Raw genomic sequence first — 17,162 nt, forward strand, 5'->3', positions numbered from 1 at the left:
TCCGTTATTGGATAACGTCAAACGGCGGCCTTCGGGTCGCCGTTTTGCTTTAGAATGATCGCCCTTTTCCACTGTAGGAGCTGCCGAAGGCTGCGATCTTTTGATCTTGAAAATCAAAAGATCGCAGCCTTCGGCAGCTCCTACAGGTTTACCGTGCGCACCTCGGAGTTTTTACATGACGGCCCACGCCGACCTTTCGCCGACCCTTCAACTCGCCATCGACCTGATCCGCCGTCCGTCCGTGACGCCGGTCGACGCCGATTGCCAGAAGCAGATGATGCAGCGCCTGGGCGATGCCGGTTTTGCGCTTGAGCCCATGCGCATCGAAGATGTGGATAACTTCTGGGCGACCCACGGTAAACACGACGGTCCGGTGCTGTGCTTCGCCGGTCACACCGACGTGGTGCCGACCGGCCCGGTGACTGCCTGGCAGATCGACCCGTTCAACGCAGTCATCGACGAACACGGCATGCTCTGCGGCCGTGGCGCGGCGGACATGAAAGGCAGCCTCGCTTCCATGACCGTGGCGGCCGAGCGTTTCGTCACCGACTACCCGGATCACAAGGGCAAGGTTGCTTTCCTGATCACCAGCGACGAAGAAGGCCCGGCGCACCACGGCACCAAAGCTGTGATCGAACGCCTTGCCGCCCGTAAGGAGCGTCTGGACTGGTGCATCGTCGGCGAACCGTCGAGCACCACCCTGGTGGGTGACGTGGTCAAGAACGGCCGTCGCGGCTCCCTCGGCGCCAAGCTGACCGTGCGCGGCGTGCAAGGTCACGTGGCGTATCCGCACCTGGCGAAGAACCCGATCCACCTCGCCGCCCCGGCGCTGGCCGAACTGGCCGCCGAACATTGGGACCACGGCAACGACTTCTTCCCGCCGACCAGTTTCCAGATCTCCAACGTGAACTCCGGCACCGGCGCGACCAACGTGATCCCGGGGGATCTGGTGGCAGTGTTCAACTTCCGCTTCTCCACCGAATCCACCGTGGAAGGCCTGCAAAAGCGCGTCGCCGATATTCTCGACAAACATGGCCTGGACTGGCACATCGACTGGGCGCTGTCCGGTCTGCCGTTCCTCACCGAACCGGGTGCATTGCTGGATGCCGTCGCGTCGAGCATCAAGGACATCACCGGTCGTGAAACCAAGGCGTCCACCAGCGGCGGCACCTCCGACGGGCGCTTCATTGCGACCATGGGTACTCAGGTTGTTGAACTGGGCCCGGTCAACGCGACGATCCACCAGGTCAACGAGCGTGTGCTGGCTGCCGACCTCGATGTGCTGACCGAAATCTACTACCAGACCCTGATCAAGTTGCTCGCCTGATGCTGGCCTGCCCGATCTGCAGCGAACCGCTGAACGCGGTGGACAACGGCGTGGCCTGCCCCGCCGGGCATCGTTTCGACCGTGCGCGCCAGGGTTACCTGAACCTGTTGCCGGTGCAGCACAAGAACAGCCGCGACCCTGGGGATAACCTGGCGATGGTCGAAGCCCGACGCGATTTTTTGAACGCCGGTCATTACGCACCCGTGGCCAAGCGTCTGGCCGAACTGGCGGCGCAATACGCGCCTCAGCGCTGGCTGGACATCGGTTGTGGCGAGGGTTACTACACCGCGCAAATCGCCGAGGCTTTGCCGAACGCCGACGGCTACGCGCTGGATATTTCCCGGGAAGCGGTCAAACGCGCCTGCAAACGCAACCCGCAGCTGACCTGGTTGATCGCCAGCATGGCGCGGGTGCCGTTGGCCTCGGGCAGCTGCCAGTTTCTCGCCAGCGTCTTCAGCCCGCTGGATTGGGAGGAAGCCAAACGCCTGCTCAGCCCCGGCGGCGGTTTGATGAAAGTCGGGCCGACCAGCGGCCATCTGATGGAATTGCGCGAGCGTTTGTACGACGAAGTCCGTGAATACACCGACGACAAGCATCTGGCTTTGGTGCCGGAAGGCATGGCGTTGCAACACAGCGAAACCCTGGAGTTCAAACTGACGCTGGAAAGTGGTCAGGACCGAGCGAACCTGTTGGCCATGACGCCCCACGGCTGGCGCGCCAGTGCTGAACGCCGAGCGGCAGTCATCGAGCAGGTCGAGCCGTTCGAGGTCACTGTTTCAATGCGCTACGATTACTTCGTACTTCAATAATTTTTAATTTTTTGGTCTTCGGCATTTGCCGTAGGCCGGCTAAATCCGCGAATGGATTTTTCAGACCCGCAGTGAGGACATCCATGCGCCAACCCGATATCGAGATTTACCTGAAAGACGCCGACGTCGACTACAAGGCCGTTGCGGCCTGGCTCGGCGCGGCTTTGGGCCCGTGCACCGACTGGGTCCAGAAAGGCCAGACCTACAAGTGCAAGGCCGGCAACGTGTCGGTCACCTGGCTGCCGAAAGCCGTGGGCAAATGGAACAGCCTGTTCCTGGACAGCGACCAGACCCCGTGGGAAGACGACATCGCCTGCGCCCGCGCAGCGTTTGCCGCACTGAACGTCGAAGTGCGTTGCGCGCCGGGTACGTGGGTCGAGGAAGAAGGTGAAGAGACAGCGGATCGCTGGATGCGCATCAGCGCGGATGGTGAAGAAGAGATCACCTGGAAAACCGCGTAAAACCAAAAAGATCGCAGCCTTCGGCAGCTCCTACAGGGTTATATGTACACCTGTAGGAGCTGCCGAAGGCTGCGATCTTTTGATCTTAAAGCTTATAGACCTACCACATCCTCAGCCTGCAAGCCCTTCTCGCCAGTCACCACACCGTATTCAACCTGCTGACCTTCAGCCAACGAGCGATGCCCCTCGCCGCGAATCGCGCGGTAGTGCACGAACACGTCCACCCCGTCCTCGCGCTGAATGAAGCCGTAGCCCTTGGCGTCGTTGAACCACTTCACATTGCCGGTTTCGCGCGTTGCCATGAATCAGTACCCCTTATTTTTATTTTGAACGGCCGAGTATATGACAGCCGCCAAAACTCTCAACTCAACTTTACTTAGGCGCTTTTTTGCCGATTTTCGGCGAATACGGCACACTATCGGCCGCCCGAGCAAACGCTCGGTTTTACTCACTCATGCAGATGCCGTATGACCCGTTCCCCGTTCCGCCGTCTTGTGTTTGGCACCCTGCGCCGACTGCTGTACCTCTGGGTTCGCTCGGAGACGATCAATCAGTCGTCGTTCACCCTCAACCTCGACCGCAGCCGTCCGGTGTTCTACGTCCTGCAAAACCCTTCGCTGACCGACCTGGCCGTGGTCGATACCGAGTGCAGCAAGGCGGGTTTGCCCCGCCCGGTGTTGCCGGTCTCGGTAGGTACGCTGGAGGAACCCGCGGCGTTCTTTTACCTGACCCCGGAGCCTGATTGGTTGGGTCGTCAGGACAAGCGTGGCGCGCCGCCGACCTTGACCCGCCTGGTCAGCGCCCTGAGCCAGAACGCCGCCGAAGACGCGCAGATCATTCCGGTCAGCGTGTTCTGGGGCCAGTCGCCGGACAGCGAATCGAGCCCGTGGAAATTGCTCTTCGCCGATAGCTGGGCGGTCACCGGGCGTCTGCGCCGGTTGCTGAGCATCATCGTGCTGGGGCGCAAAACCCGGGTGCAGTTCTCGGCGCCGATCCATTTGCGCGAACTGATCAACCACAACAAGGGCCACGAGCGCACCGTGCGCATGGCCCAGCGAATTCTGCGGGTGCACTTCCGCAACCTGAAAGCGGCGGTGATCGGTCCGGACATTTCCCACCGGCGCAACCTGGTCAAAGGCCTGCTCAATCAGCCGCTGGTCAAGCAAGCGATCCTCGACGAAGCCGAGCGCGAGAACATCTCCTCGGAGAAAGCCAAGGCCCTGGCCCTGCGCTATGGCAACGAGATCGCCTCCGACTACACCTACACCGCGATCCGCTTCATGGAAGTGGTGCTGAGCTGGTTCTGGAACAAAATCTACGACGGCATCAAGGTCAACAACATCGAAGGCGTGCAAAAGGTCGCCCCGGGTTACGAAGTGATCTACGTACCCTGCCACCGCAGCCACATCGACTACCTGCTGCTGTCCTATTTGCTGTTTCGCAACGGCCTGACCCCGCCGCACATCGCCGCCGGGATCAACCTCAACATGCCGGGGATCGGCGGCCTGCTGCGTCGCGGCGGTGCGTTCTTCATGCGCCGTACCTTCAAGGGCAACCCGCTCTACACCTCGGTGTTCAACGAATACCTGCACACCCTGTTTACCAAAGGCTTCCCGGTTGAGTACTTCGTCGAGGGTGGCCGTTCGCGTACCGGGCGCATGCTGCAGCCGAAAACCGGGATGCTCGCAATCACCCTGCGCAGCTTCCTGCGTTCGTCGCGGATGCCGATCGTCTTCATCCCGGTCTACATCGGTTATGAACGCGTGCTGGAAGGCCGAACCTACCTCGGCGAATTGCGTGGTGCGACCAAGAAGAAAGAATCGATCTTCGACATCTTCAAAGTCATCGGCGCGCTCAAGCAGCGTTTCGGCCAAGTGGCGGTGAACTTCGGTGAACCGATCAAACTGGCGGAATTCCTCGACAGCGAGCAGCCTGACTGGCGTAAACAGGAACTCGGCCCACAGTTCAAACCGGCCTGGCTCAACGAAACCACCAATCGCCTCGGCGAGAAAGTCGCGCAGCATTTGAACGAAGCGGCGGCGATCAACCCGGTCAACCTGGTGGCCCTGGCGCTGCTGTCCACCAGCCGTCTCGCGCTGGATGATCGCGCTATGGCGCGGGTGCTCGATCTGTATCTGGCGCTGTTGCGCAAGGTCCCATATTCGCCGCACACCACCCTGCCGGAAGGTGACGGCCGCGCGTTGATCGAGCATGTGAAGGACATGGACCTGCTGTCCGAGCAGAGCGATGCCCTGGGCAAGATTCTGTATCTGGACGAACAAAACGCCGTCCTGATGACCTACTACCGCAACAACGTTTTACACATCTTCGCCTTGCCGGCGTTGCTGGCGAGCTTCTTCCAGAGCGCCTCGCGCATGAGCCGCGAACAGATTCTGCGCTACACCCGCGCGCTGTATCCGTACCTGCAATCGGAGTTGTTCATTCGCTGGTCGCTGGACGAACTGGATGCGGTGATCGACCAATGGCTCGAAGCCTTCGTCGAGCAAGGTCTGCTGCGTTTTGAGAATGATGTCTACCTGCGGCCGGCGCCGAGCTCGCGGCATTTCGTGCTACTGACCCTGCTGTCGAAAAGCATCGCCCAGACCTTGCAGCGCTTTTACATGACGGTCTCGCTGCTGCTCAACAGCGGTCAGAACAGCATCAGCGCCGAAGAGCTGGAAGACCTGTGCACGGTCATGGCCCAGCGCCTGTCGATCCTCCATGGCCTCAACGCCCCGGAGTTCTTCGACAAGAGCCTGTTCCGCCACTTCATCCAGACAATGCTGGCTCTGGACGTGCTCAAGCGCGACGAGGCCGGCAAGCTGAGTTATCACGAACTGCTCGGCGAACTGGCCGAAGGTGCGGCCAAGCGGGTGTTGCCGGCAGAGATTCGTTTGTCGATCCGTCAGGTCGCGTTGCATCGCAGTGAAGATGCGGCGGATCAGGTCGCGGTTCCAACTCAAACCGACTAAGTTCCTACGGGCGCCAGGCTACTTCTGGCGCCTTCGATACGGAGATCTCCGATGAAAAAACTCTCTTTATTGGCCATGACTACTCTGCTGGGCGCCTGTCAGTCGATGCAACCCGCCGCTAAAACCTCCCTCAATGGCGAAGTGTTCTACCTGCAACGCATTGCGCTGCCACCGAGTGCCACCTTAAGCGTCAGCTTGCAGGACGTTTCCCTGGCCGACGCGCCCGCCGTGGTCCTCGACGAACAGAAAGGCCCGGTCAAAGGCCAGGTGCCGCTGCCGTTTCATCTGAGTTACGATCCGGCCCAGGTCAAACCCGGCCATCGGTACTCGGTCAGCGCCCGTATCGAAGTGAATGGCAAATTGATGTTCATCACCACCGAACACCACGCCGTGCAGCTGGATGGCAGCGATCCGCAGCCACTAAAAATCCGCGTCGACGCCGCTCGCTAACTCTCAATTTTTGAACAAAGGAAGCTGCCATGTTCCGCCCTACCCTTCGCTTCGCCGGCCTGTGCGCAGGCTTGATGATCTCCGCCAGCGCCCTGGCGCTGTCGCTCAACGACCTGTCACAAAAAGACGCCACCGGCGGCCTCAAGGATGCCCTGACTCAAGGTGCGCAACTGGCAGTGAAACAACTCGGCACGCCGGGTGGCTTCAGTAACAACCCGGACGTGAAAATCGAACTGCCGGGCAAACTGGGCAAAGTCGCCAGCAAGATGAAGCAGTTCGGCATGGGCGACCAGGTTGATCAGCTGGAAACCAGCATGAACAAAGCGGCTGAAACCGCCGTGACGCAAGCCCAGCCGATCCTGGTGGACGCGGTGAAGAAGATGAGCGTGGAGGATGCCAAGAGCATTCTCAGCGGCGGCAAGGACTCGGCCACTCAGTACCTGAGCAAAACCAGCCGCGAACAGATCCGCGTGAAGTTCCTGCCAATCGTCAAGCAAGCCACCGACCAGGTGGGCCTGGCCAAGCAGTACAACTCGTTCGCAGGGCAAGCCGCGACGATGGGTGTGGTGGATGCGAAGAGCGCCAACATCGAAAGCTACGTGACCGAGCAGGCATTGAACGGTCTGTTCGAGATGATTGGTAAGCAGGAAGAAGCCATTCGCCAGAATCCTGCGGCGGCAGCGACCAGTTTGGCGAAGAAGGTGTTTGGTACCCTCTAATACTCTCTCCCGCTGATCATTCCCGCTCAGAGCGTGGGAATGTTCAGGACGGGGTTGTGTTTTGAGCCCCATTATTGCTGTCTCAAAAACTCGTAAAACTGAGTTTTGAGTACAGCATTCAGCCCCCTATGACTCAATATCAGAGGGATCTGCAATACACGTAGGACGTTAGACTGAGTCCTTCTTGATCCTGAACCACGCCGCATACAACGCCGGCAAAAACAGCAACGTCAACGCCGTCGCGACAATCAACCCACCCATGATCGCCACCGCCATCGGCCCGAAAAACACACTGCGCGACAGCGGAATCATCGCCAGCACTGCCGCGAGTGCAGTCAACACAATCGGTCGGAAACGCCGCACCGTGGCTTCAATAATCGCCTGCCAAGGCTTGAGCCCGGAAGCAATGTCCTGCTCGATCTGGTCCACCAGAATCACCGAGTTACGCATGATCATCCCGGACAGCGCGATGGTGCCGAGCATGGCGACGAAACCGAACGGCTGACGGAACACCATCAGGAACAAGGTCACACCGATCAACCCCAAAGGTGCCGTCAGAAACACCATTATCGTGCGTGAGAAACTGCGCAGTTGCAGCATCAGTAACGTCAGCACCACCACGATGAAAAGCGGAACACCGGCCTTCACCGAATTCTGCCCGCGAGCCGAGTCTTCCACCGTGCCACCGACCTCCAGCAAGTAGCCATCGGGCAGTTCGGCGCGAATCGTATCGAGGGTCGGCATGATCTGCTTCACCAGCGTCGCCGGTTGTTCCTTGCCATAGATGTCGGCACGCACCGTCACGTTCGGCAAGCGGTTGCGGTGCCAGATGATGCCTTCTTCGAAGCCGTATTCCAGGGTCGCAATTTGCGACAACGCTACGCTGCGACCGTTGTCAGTCGGCACCGCCAGACTTGGCAGCAATGACAGTTCGGTGCGTTCGTGCAACGTGCCGCGCAACAGAATCTCGATCAACTCGTTGTCTTCACGGTACTGGCTGACGCTGGAACCGGTCAGAGAGCTTTGCAGGAACTTCGACAGATTCGCGGTGCTCACGCCAAGCGCCCGGGCGCGGTCCTGATCGACGTTCAGATAAACGACTTTGCTCGGTTCTTCCCAATCCAGATGCACGTTGACCACATGCGGGTTCTCGCGAACCTTGGCCGCGACTTTACGGGCCAGCGCGCGGACTTCCTCGATGTGCTCACCGGTGACCCGGAACTGCATCGGATAGCCAACCGGTGGCCCGTTCTCCAGACGTGTCACCCGCGCGCGCAGGGCCGGGAATTGTTCCTTGAGGGCTTCGATCAGCCAGGTGCGCAGGGTTTCGCGCTCTTCGATGGTTTTGGCCAGGACGACAAACTGCGCGAAGCTCGCTGCAGGAAGTTGTTGATCCAGCGGCAGGTAAAAACGTGGCGAACCGGTGCCCACATAAGCGACATAGTTGTCGATACCGGCGTGATCCTTCAGCAGTGCTTCGAGGCGTTTGACCTCATCGCGGGTGTTGCTCAATGAGGCACCTTCCGCCAGTTTCAGATCGACCATCAACTCCAGACGCCCCGACGCCGGAAAGAACTGTTGCGGCACAAAGCGAAACAGGATGACTGAACCGATAAACAACACGACCGTCAGGACAATGACCGTCTTGCGCCGCCGTACGCACCACTCCACCAGGCGTCTGACGCGCTGATAGAACGGCGTGCCGTAAGGGTCGGGCTGGCCGTCGCCGGTGCCATGTTTGGCGGCATGAATCTTCGCCAGATCCGGCAGGAGTTTTTCCCCCAGATAAGGCACAAACACAACAGCGGCAACCCACGAGGCCAGCAACGCGATGGTCACCACCTGGAAGATCGAACGGGTGTATTCACCCGTGCCCGATTGCGCAGTGGCAATCGGCAGGAAGCCGGCAGCGGTGATCAGCGTACCGGTGAGCATCGGGAAGGCGGTGCTGGTCCAGGCGTAACTGGCGGCCTTGATCCGGTCGAAGCCCTGCTCCATTTTGATCGCCATCATTTCCACGGCGATGATCGCGTCGTCCACCAACAAACCCAGCGCCAGCACCAATGCCCCGAGGGAAATCTTGTGCAGGCCGATTCCCAGGTAATACATGCAGGCGAACGTCATCGCCAATACCAAAGGAATCGCCAGCGCTACCACCATGCCGGTGCGCACGCCGAGGGAGAAGAAGCTCACCAGCAGGACGATTGCCAGTGCTTCCACCAGCACCTGAACAAATTCACCGACACTGCTTTTCACGGCGGCGGGCTGGTCGGAGACCTTGCGCAGCTGCATACCGGCAGGAAGGTTTTTCTGGATCCGGTCGAACTCGATTTCCAACGCCTTGCCCAGCACCAGAATGTCGCCACCGTCCTTCATGGCCACGGCCAGACCGATGGCGTTTTCCGCCATGAAGCGCATGCTCGGCGCTGGCGGATCGTTGAACCCCCGACGCACATCCGCCACATCGGCGATGCGGAAGGTGCGATCACCGACGCGGATCGGGAAGCTCTTGATCTCTTCGACCGTCTGAAAATTCCCCGAGACGCGTAGCTGCAATCGCTCACTGCTGGTTTCAAAGAACCCGGCGGTGGACACCGCGTTCTGCTCTTCAAGGGCCTGCTGCACCGCCGACAAAGGTAGGCCGAGGGTGGCGAGTTTGACGTTGGAGAGTTCGATCCAGATCTTCTCGTCCTGTAAACCGAGCAGATCGACCTTGCCCACATCCTTGACCCGTTGCAGCTGAATCTGCACGCGGTCGGCGTAGTCCTTGAGCACCGCGTAATCAAAACCTTCGCCTGTCAGGGCGTAGATATTGCCAAACGTTGTGCCGAACTCATCATTGAAGAATGGCCCCTGGATGCCAGGTGGCAGGGTCTGACGAATGTCGCTGATCTTCTTGCGAACCTGGTACCAGAGGTCCGGGATTTCCACCGAGTGCATGGAATCACGGGCAACGAACGTCACTTGGGATTCGCCCGGACGGGAGAACGAAACGATGCGTTCGTACTCGCCGGTTTCCATCAGTTTCTTTTCAATGCGCTCGGTGACCTGGCGCGACACTTCCTGCGCCGTGGCCCCTGGCCAGTTGGTACGAATCACCATGGCCTTGAAGGTGAACGGCGGGTCTTCACTTTGGCCGAGTTTGGTGTAGGACAGTGCGCCGACAACGGCCAGCAAGAGCATCAGGAACAGTACGATCTGGCGATTACGCAGCGCCCATTCGGAAAGATTGAAACCCATCGGGGATTACTCCTTGTCCGCCAGATTGACCACGCGGTTGGAGCGATCCACCGGACGCACCTGCTGCCCTTCAAGCAGCACATGGACGCCAGCGGCCACCACCCAGTCGCTTGCGCTCAGGCCTTCGAGCACCGGTACGGTTTTCTCGCCAAAGGCACCGACCCGTACCGGGGTTTTCTTCAAGGTGTTGTTGGCACTGACGACCCAGACGTAGGTCGCGCCGTTTTCCGCTGTCAGTGCGGAAAGCGGCACCGACAGCGGCACCACATCGGAGGTCTGAACGAACACCCGGGCACTCTGGCCGAGTTCAGCAGGAACCTTGCCGGCGGTGAAGGCGATGCGGGCGGCAAAAGTGCGCGATTTGGGATCGGCAGCGGGCGACAGCTCACGGATGCGCCCGGCGAAACGTTGGTCGGGCTGGGTCCACAGTTCGACTGACACTGGCTGACCGACCTTGAAGCGGCCAAAGCTCTGCTCCGGCAAGCTGATCAACACTTCGCGTTCGCCATCGGTGGCGAGGGTAAATACGGTTTGCCCCGCCGCCACCACTTGCCCGACTTCAACCGCACGTTTAGCCACAACCCCATCCTGAGGCGCACGCAGCACGGCGTAACTGGCCTGATTGGTCGAAACGTTGAATTCGGCTTTGATTTGCTTGAGGCGTGCTTCACCGGATCGGTAAAGGTTTTCGGAATTGTCGTACTGCGAACGGCTGACCATCTGACGGTCCATCAAGGTCTTGTAGCGATCACGTTCGGCGCGCACCAGGCTCAGGTTGGCCTCGGCAGCGGCGACCTGGGCACGGGTGGCTTCCAGTTGCAGGCGCACGTCTTGAGGATCGAGCTCCGCCAGAGGTTGGTCAGCCTTGACCCGCTGCCCCTCTTCGACCAGTCGTCGACTGACTTTGCCGCCAATGCGAAACGCCAGCTCCGGCTCATACCGTGCGCGGACTTCACCGGGGAAACTTTCCATCGCCTGGGACGAAGGCTCTGGCTGCACGACCATGGCCGGGCGAACGGTGACTTGAGGCGCCTCTTCGTGACCACACGCAGACAATAAAAACGCCAGACTGACTGGCAACGCGAGGGGCAAGGCATAGCGGAACATGGTGAAGGACCTTTCGCTAATGGTGCTTTGAATAATTATACTGGGCAGTATGTTATTAATAGCAAACTCACCAGTCCAGTAATAAAAGCGCATATGCCTAACAATCTTTCAGTATCCAACGGCCCGGGCCGCCCCAAGGATCTGGCCAAACGCCAGGCGATCCTCGATGCGGCGAAAATTCTGTTTCTGAGCAAGGGTTATGCAAGTACCAGCATGGACGCCGTCGCGGCCGAGGCCGGTGTGTCGAAGCTGACGGTCTACAGCCATTTCAACGACAAGGAGACGCTGTTCTCCGCCGCCGTGATGGCCAAGTGCGAAGAGCAATTGCCGACGCTGTTTTTCGAATTGCCGGACGGCACTGCCGTAGAAACGGTGCTGTTGAACATCGCGCGCGGCTTTCATCAGCTGATCAACAGCGACGAATCGGTCAACCTGCATCGGCTGATGATGACGCTGGGCAGCCAGGACCCGAAACTCTCGCTGATCTTCTTCGAGGCCGGGCCTGAGCGCATGCTGCATGGTATGGAGCGGTTGCTGACCAAGGTTGATCACAGCGGCGCGTTGAGCATCGACAAACCTCGCAATGCGGCCGAGCACTTCTTCTGCTTGCTCAAGGGTGCGGGGAATTTCAGGCTGCTTTATGGCTGCGGCGAGCCGCTGACCGGGGATGCGGCCGAGAGCCATGTGCAGGAAGTGGTGGAGTTGTTTATGCGGGCCTACAGGCCTGAGACAGCCTGATAGATTTTGGTTGTCTGGTCTGGCGCCTTCGCGAGCAAGCCCGCTCCCACATTCGTCCGCGTCCCCTTGAGAAGACTCGGTCAAATGTGGGAGCGGGCTTGCTCGCGAAGCAGGCGACGCGGTCTTAAGGCTTGAGCGCTTTTTTCGGGTAAATATCATACCGGCTGGATTTACCATCCAGCGCATGACTCGGCTTCGGCCCTTCGATGCATGGCGCCTTGCGCGGGCGCTTGACCACCACTCGATGGCTGGCCAACGCCAACGCCGCTTCGAGCAGTGCAGGCGCATCCGGGTCATCGCCTACCAGCGGCCGGAACAGGCGCATTTCCTTCTTCACCAAGGCCGTTTTCTCACGATGGGGAAACATCGGGTCGAGGTAGATCACCTGCGGTGGCTCGCCCTCCCAATTGCGCATCACCTCGATCGAATTGCCCTTGAGCAAGCGCATCCGCGCCACAATCGGCGCCACGTCAAAGTCTTCCGCGCCGCGCGCCAGGCCATCTTCAAGCAGCGCGCCAATCAGCGGCTGACGCTCGATCAGGCTCATCTCGCAGCCCAGGCTCGCCAGCACGAACGCATCTTTGCCCAGCCCCGCCGTAGCATCCAACACGCGCGGACGCACGCCTTGGGCAACCCCGACAGCCTTGGCGATCATCTGACCGCTACCGCCGCCGTACAAGCGACGATGGGCCGCACCGCCCTCGACAAAGTCCACCCGCACCGGCCCCGGCGCGTCCGGGCCCAGTTGCTGCAGCTGCAAACCCTGGTCGCCGACCTGCAAGGCGAACTCACCGTCATCCACCTGCATCGGCAAACCCAGGCGCTCGGCCCATTGTTCGGCCTGTGGCTGAAAAGTCGCGGCCAGAGCCTCGACACGGATGCGGCAGGCCGCAGGTTGCTCAATCATGGGAAAACACGCTCAAAAAATTAATGATCGGCAAAAACGGCCGATAACAAAACTATCGAGCATTTTGCCAGAGCTGAGCGTCGACCGAGAGAAATGTCAGACATTCGAAGCACATCCGTAGGCTATATATCGCGTCATGGCGATTATGGTCTGCGAAATTCCCAAGCACTGAGCGGCGTCAGTCACCTGTGGCAGGATTTTTTTGCCCAGGCCCTGGCCGATCAGTCGGGCGATGTCGTACCGGCTTCTCTCAACTTTCCACCGGTCGATCTCGACAGCCCGGTCGAACCCACCGTTGGCAGCGAACTGCTGGCTCACATCATTTCCCAGCGCGAATGTGATGTGAAAGAAACCGAGGTCCGTCCGCCCGAGCCACTGTTCCTGCCGATTGCCGAGTTCGAAATGGACCTGGCCGACAAACCTTTCCCACCGTTCCCGGCACAAGAAATCGTCGCGCAACAGAAACAACAGGACTTCGAAAGCCGCTGGGTCCGCCCGATCGTGCTCACCGCAGGTCAGCCTGTGCCGGAAGCAGGTCCGGCGCCGCAACCGCGTCCGCTGCACCTGCCGATCGCCGAATTCGAACTCGATCTGCTGGACAAGCCATTCCCGCCGTTCTCGCCCGAAGCGCTGGTGGAGCAACAGAAACAACTCGATTTCGATAACGGCTGGGCTCGCCCGATCGTCCTGCAAAACCTGCGCATCGCCGCCTGACCTTCAATAACAGGCCTTCAGCGACACACCCACCACGGCCCGACATCCACATGAAAGTGATTGCGATGGGCGGCGTTGTAATCCGGGCTCAAGACCACACTGAACATATCGCAGGCGCCATCGCGGACCTGACGTAAAAACCGTGCGTCCTGATTATCCTTCGGCCAATCCTTGAGCACGTTGATGGATCGGCCATCAGCCAAACGAAAACCGGCGATATCCAGCGCATCGGCGCTGGCATGCTGGCTGCGCCTGCCGTTTTCACGGCTGTAGACGTTGCGACAGGCAAAGCTGCCGAGATGGTCGACACGCGTTACCGCTTGACCGTAGACCGCTTGTGCGGCGGGTTGCAGGGCGTGGTGTTCGAACAGGGCGAACGACACCGCCAGACGGCAACTGGCGAGGAAACTGCTGCTCAGGGCCACCTCGCCGCCTTGCACACGCAAAGTGTTGATCAACGGGCACGTCGCGTCGGGGCTGTCGGCCTGACGGGTTACGCGCAATCCGGAGCTGCTCAGGGCTTGATCGCACAGCTGCGGATCATCGCGCAGGCGCATCAACTTGTAGCGCGTCAGAAAATTGGGCGCGGCCTTCACGTCCAGCGGTGCCCAGGGATTCCACTGCGGCGGCAGAGAGATCCAGCCACGCCAGACGCTCACGGCCGCCGTGCCGACGATCAACAGCATCAACAGCAGCCACCACCGAAACCGCATCGTCAGCCTTTGAACAATTGATTGGCTTGGGCATACGGCATGGACCGCGACGTGAACCCGAATGTGCCCGACGTCTTGATCTCTTCGGCAGCGCGGAAAAACTCGCCATACGCCGCCAGCGCCAGAGCCGAACCGACACTAATCCGCTTGACGCCCATTTCGCTCAACTGCTCGACCGTCAATTTCAGTCCGCCAGACATCAACACATTGACCGGTTTCGGCGCCACAGCGCGGACCACCGCCAACACATCTTCAGCACTGCGCAGACCTGGCGCATAAAGCACGTCGGCACCCGCTTCGGCAAACGCCTGCAAGCGGCGAATGGTATCGGCGAGATCAGGATTGCCGTGCAGAAAGTTCTCCGCGCGAGCGGTCAACATAAAGGGAAACGGCAAGCTGCGAGCGGCTGCCACGGCAGCCTCGATGCGCGCCACGGCATGCTCGAAGCAGTAGATCGGCGCTTCTTCACGGCCGGTGGCATCTTCGATAGAGCCGCCGACCGCACCGGCCTCTGCCGCACGCAAAATACTCTGTGCGCATTCGGCTGGATCGTCAGCGAAGCCGTTTTCCAGATCGACGGCGACGGGCAGATCAGTTGCCGCAACAATCGCCCGAACGTTTGCCAGGGTGTCGTCCAGCGTCAGCGCGCCATCGGGGCGGGCGTTGGAAAAGGCGTATCCAGCACTAGTGGTCGCCAGCGCTTCGAAACCAAGGCTGGCGAGCATCTTCGCCGAGCCGGCGTCCCAAGGGTTGGGAATGACAAAAGCCCCCGCGCGTTCGTGCAGTGCTTTGAACGTTTGGGCTCGAAGGGTTTGCGCATCCATTGGCAAGCTCCTGAAAAGGGCAGGGAATCCGCTTCAGAGCAGACCAAGTTGCTCGGCAGCGGGCTCTCTGTATAGCTCAGGCAGCGGCGGCAGGCCAGGCAAACGCAGCATCAGTTTTGCGTGAAAACGTTGCGCCAGTTTGGCGGCCAGCAGGTTGTCGGCGGTGTGCAGGAAGATATAGGGCGTACGGCCCTCTTCGATCCACACGGCTATTTTCTCGACCCACGGCAGCAGGAACGGGTCGTTGGCCTCAAGCTGCGGATGGCCGATGAAGCGTACCTGCGGACATTGCGTGAAGGCTGCCGGACGGGGCGGCACCCTGGGCTTTTTCGATTGGGCGTGAAGCACCGAGGGATCGGTCGATGTGCAGCTGAACAACGCGCGGGGATCGAGGCAAATACGCTCGACACCGCGATCCAGTAGCAGGCGATTGAGCATTCTCTCGGCATCGCCCTTGGCGAAGAACTCGTCATGCCGCACTTCAACCGCCAGAGGCCGGTCCACCGCATCAATAAATCCGGCCAGTTCAGGCAATCGTTGCGGCGTGAAGCTTTTGGACAGTTGCAGCCACAGCGGTGAAACCCGTTCACCCAGGGGGCTGAGCAATTGCAGGAAGGTTTCGGCAGCGGTCAATTGTTCGCACAGGTCACCGCTGTGACTGATGTCACCGGGGAACTTGGCAGTGAAGCGAAAGTGTTCGGGCATGGTCTCGGCCCAACGCTGCACGGTGGTCGCAGCCGGGCTCGCGTAGAAGGTCGTATTGCCTTCCACGGCGTTGAAAACCTGGGAATAGAGATTCAGAAACTCGGCGGGTTTTGCGTCTTGCGGATACAGGTAGTCGCGCCAGGCGTTTTCACTCCAGGACGGACAGCCCAGGTAGTAAGGCAGCATCAGATGTACAGGTCGAGGCCCAGCACATCAGAATCCCAATCGACAAAACCGGCGGTGCTCAGGTAGCTGGCCAGGGCCTTCGCGACACTGCTGCTCATGGCACGGTGATAAAGCATGTCTTGTTGACGGGCGGGGAGATTACTCAAGCGTTGCGCAGAGGCTTTGGCAGCGCGGGCGGCCATTTGCTCTCCGGATGGAATTTCCAGCTCGCCGTCGATATCGACGTAGTCGTCATCCGCCACAGGGCCTTTGCGAGGCTTGCGTTTGATGGGGTAGGACTGAGAGGGAACGCCGTCTATACGCATGAGTACATGTCCGGGATCAATGATGGCAGTTTAGTGGCGCTAGAGTAACTGCGCAAACCGCCGAGTGATAACTAGAACACAGAAAATGGAAAAGGTTTAAAAGCGGAGTTAGAAACTGACGATTGGCTGAAACGGACAATATTTTGTGGCGAGGGGACTTGTCCACGTTCGGCTGCGAAGCAGTCGCAAAACCAGCCAACACGGTGTGTCAGGCATAACAGGGAATTGGGGCTGCTTCGCAACCCAACGGGGACAAGTCCCCTCGCCACAGAAACCGCGTGAATTATCGCGCCTTGGGCGTCGCCACTTTATCGCGCAAGTACACCGGCTGCGCCTCATCCGCCACGATCGCCTCACCACGCGCCCAGGCAAAACGCGCCAGGGTCAGCAGATCCTCAGCGTGAGGCAACATGCCCGCATCCTGCCCGGTCAGGCTGACGGCGATTCGCTCGGCATAACCCCAGCCAGTGCCGGCGCCAAACCACTCACCGCTGGCGTCAGCCGGCAACGCGGCCACTTCCGGCGACAGCACCGCTTCATTGCCGACCAGCCGCATCTCCCCCGCCGTTTCGCGGTAGCAACCCCAATACACTTCGTCCATGCGCGCATCGATGGCGGCCGCGACCTGGCTCACGCCATGTTCGCGATAGGCCCGCTGCGCCAGCACGGCCAGGTTCGATACTGGTAACACCGGACGATCCAGCGCAAACGCCAGCCCCTGCACCACGCCGATGGCGATCCGCACACCCGTGAACGCACCCGGACCACGTCCGAAAGCGATTGCATCGACCGCTTGCAGGGTGGTCCCGGCATCCGCCAGCAACTGCTGAATCATCGGCAGCAGCTTCTGTGCATGCAGGCGCGGGATCACCTCGTAATGGCTCGTGACTTTTCCGTCATGCAGCAAGGCAACGGAGCAAGCTTCAGTCGCGGTGTCCAGGGCCAGCAAGGTGCTCATCGATGTTTCCGTAAGAGAGGTCAGAAA

At 60.0% G+C, this 17,162-nt stretch carries 17 protein-coding genes; 8 read left to right on the forward strand and 9 right to left on the reverse strand.

Features of this window, described 5'->3' with window-relative positions; genetic code table 11:
- Positions 1-175: 175 nt before the first annotated feature.
- From dapE to ACA059_RS25700, 3 genes are all read left to right on the forward strand, one after another.
- Positions 176-1,327 (forward strand): succinyl-diaminopimelate desuccinylase, encoded by a 1,152-nt coding sequence (gene dapE / locus ACA059_RS25690; protein ID WP_008146697.1) that lies wholly within the window; start codon positions 176-178, stop codon positions 1,325-1,327.
- On the forward strand, positions 1,327-2,136 hold the full coding sequence (locus tag ACA059_RS25695) for a putative RNA methyltransferase (RefSeq protein WP_415771137.1): 810 nt from the start codon (positions 1,327-1,329) through the stop codon (positions 2,134-2,136). Before dapE ends, ACA059_RS25695 begins: the two co-directional genes overlap by 1 nt.
- 83 nt (positions 2,137-2,219) lie before the next feature.
- Complete coding sequence (locus ACA059_RS25700; protein WP_497631454.1) at positions 2,220-2,597, forward strand: hypothetical protein; 378 nt, start codon at positions 2,220-2,222, stop codon at positions 2,595-2,597.
- A 92-nt stretch (positions 2,598-2,689) separates the two neighbouring features.
- On the opposite strand, the gene ACA059_RS25705 is transcribed toward ACA059_RS25700, so the two are convergent.
- Positions 2,690-2,899, reverse strand: a complete 210-nt coding sequence (locus tag ACA059_RS25705; RefSeq protein ID WP_008146705.1) for a cold-shock protein — start codon at positions 2,897-2,899, stop codon at positions 2,690-2,692.
- 165 nt (positions 2,900-3,064) lie between these two features.
- On the opposite strand from ACA059_RS25705, the gene plsB reads away from it, so the two are divergent.
- The 3 genes from plsB to ACA059_RS25720 are packed head-to-tail and all read left to right on the forward strand — an operon-like array spanning position 3,065 to position 6,738.
- Entirely contained in the window at positions 3,065-5,569 is a 2,505-nt protein-coding gene (gene plsB, locus ACA059_RS25710; RefSeq protein ID WP_497631455.1) for a glycerol-3-phosphate 1-O-acyltransferase PlsB, read from the forward strand.
- A 51-nt stretch (positions 5,570-5,620) separates the two neighbouring features.
- Entirely contained in the window at positions 5,621-6,019 is a 399-nt protein-coding gene (locus tag ACA059_RS25715) for a YbaY family lipoprotein (protein WP_497631456.1), read from the forward strand.
- A 29-nt stretch (positions 6,020-6,048) separates the two neighbouring features.
- On the forward strand, positions 6,049-6,738 hold the full coding sequence (locus ACA059_RS25720) for a DUF4197 domain-containing protein (RefSeq protein ID WP_497631457.1): 690 nt from the start codon (positions 6,049-6,051) through the stop codon (positions 6,736-6,738).
- Between the two features lie 168 nt (positions 6,739-6,906).
- Here the strand turns inward: ACA059_RS25720 and ACA059_RS25725 are convergent, their stop codons facing one another.
- Complete coding sequence (locus ACA059_RS25725; RefSeq protein WP_497631458.1) at positions 6,907-9,978, reverse strand: efflux RND transporter permease subunit; 3,072 nt, start codon at positions 9,976-9,978, stop codon at positions 6,907-6,909.
- Positions 9,979-9,984: 6 nt separating this feature from the next.
- The gene (locus ACA059_RS25730; protein WP_497631459.1) at positions 9,985-11,085 is read right to left on the reverse strand and encodes an efflux RND transporter periplasmic adaptor subunit; all 1,101 of its coding nucleotides are present in this window, start codon (positions 11,083-11,085) and stop codon (positions 9,985-9,987) included.
- 93 nt (positions 11,086-11,178) lie between these two features.
- On the opposite strand from ACA059_RS25730, the gene ACA059_RS25735 reads away from it, so the two are divergent.
- The gene (locus tag ACA059_RS25735) at positions 11,179-11,823 is read left to right on the forward strand and encodes a TetR/AcrR family transcriptional regulator (protein WP_497631460.1); all 645 of its coding nucleotides are present in this window, start codon (positions 11,179-11,181) and stop codon (positions 11,821-11,823) included.
- A 124-nt stretch (positions 11,824-11,947) separates the two neighbouring features.
- Here the strand turns inward: ACA059_RS25735 and ACA059_RS25740 are convergent, their stop codons facing one another.
- Positions 11,948-12,730: a class I SAM-dependent methyltransferase gene (locus tag ACA059_RS25740; protein WP_497631461.1), complete on the reverse strand. Its 783-nt coding sequence runs from the start codon at positions 12,728-12,730 to the stop codon at positions 11,948-11,950.
- Positions 12,731-12,823: 93 nt separating this feature from the next.
- On the opposite strand from ACA059_RS25740, the gene ACA059_RS25745 reads away from it, so the two are divergent.
- A complete protein-coding gene (locus tag ACA059_RS25745; RefSeq protein ID WP_497631462.1) occupies positions 12,824-13,444 on the forward strand; it encodes an energy transducer TonB in 621 nt (206 codons plus the stop codon).
- A gap of 17 nt (positions 13,445-13,461) precedes the next feature.
- Here the strand turns inward: ACA059_RS25745 and ACA059_RS25750 are convergent, their stop codons facing one another.
- The 5 genes from ACA059_RS25750 to tsaB all read right to left on the reverse strand — a co-directional run bounded on the left by ACA059_RS25750 (position 13,462) and on the right by tsaB (position 17,135).
- Positions 13,462-14,157 (reverse strand): extensin-like domain-containing protein, encoded by a 696-nt coding sequence (locus ACA059_RS25750; protein WP_497631463.1) that lies wholly within the window; start codon positions 14,155-14,157, stop codon positions 13,462-13,464.
- A gap of 2 nt (positions 14,158-14,159) precedes the next feature.
- A complete protein-coding gene (locus ACA059_RS25755; protein WP_497631464.1) occupies positions 14,160-14,981 on the reverse strand; it encodes an isocitrate lyase/PEP mutase family protein in 822 nt (273 codons plus the stop codon).
- A 33-nt stretch (positions 14,982-15,014) separates the two neighbouring features.
- Complete coding sequence (locus ACA059_RS25760) at positions 15,015-15,875, reverse strand: DUF72 domain-containing protein (RefSeq protein ID WP_497634730.1); 861 nt, start codon at positions 15,873-15,875, stop codon at positions 15,015-15,017.
- On the reverse strand, positions 15,872-16,177 hold the full coding sequence (locus ACA059_RS25765) for a hypothetical protein (RefSeq protein WP_497631465.1): 306 nt from the start codon (positions 16,175-16,177) through the stop codon (positions 15,872-15,874). Before ACA059_RS25765 ends, ACA059_RS25760 begins: the two co-directional genes overlap by 4 nt.
- Positions 16,178-16,460: 283 nt before the next feature.
- Positions 16,461-17,135 (reverse strand): tRNA (adenosine(37)-N6)-threonylcarbamoyltransferase complex dimerization subunit type 1 TsaB, encoded by a 675-nt coding sequence (tsaB, locus tag ACA059_RS25770; RefSeq protein ID WP_074879772.1) that lies wholly within the window; start codon positions 17,133-17,135, stop codon positions 16,461-16,463.
- Positions 17,136-17,162 lie beyond the last annotated feature (27 nt).

It is taken from the genome of Pseudomonas sp. LBUM1647, from assembly GCF_059716175.1.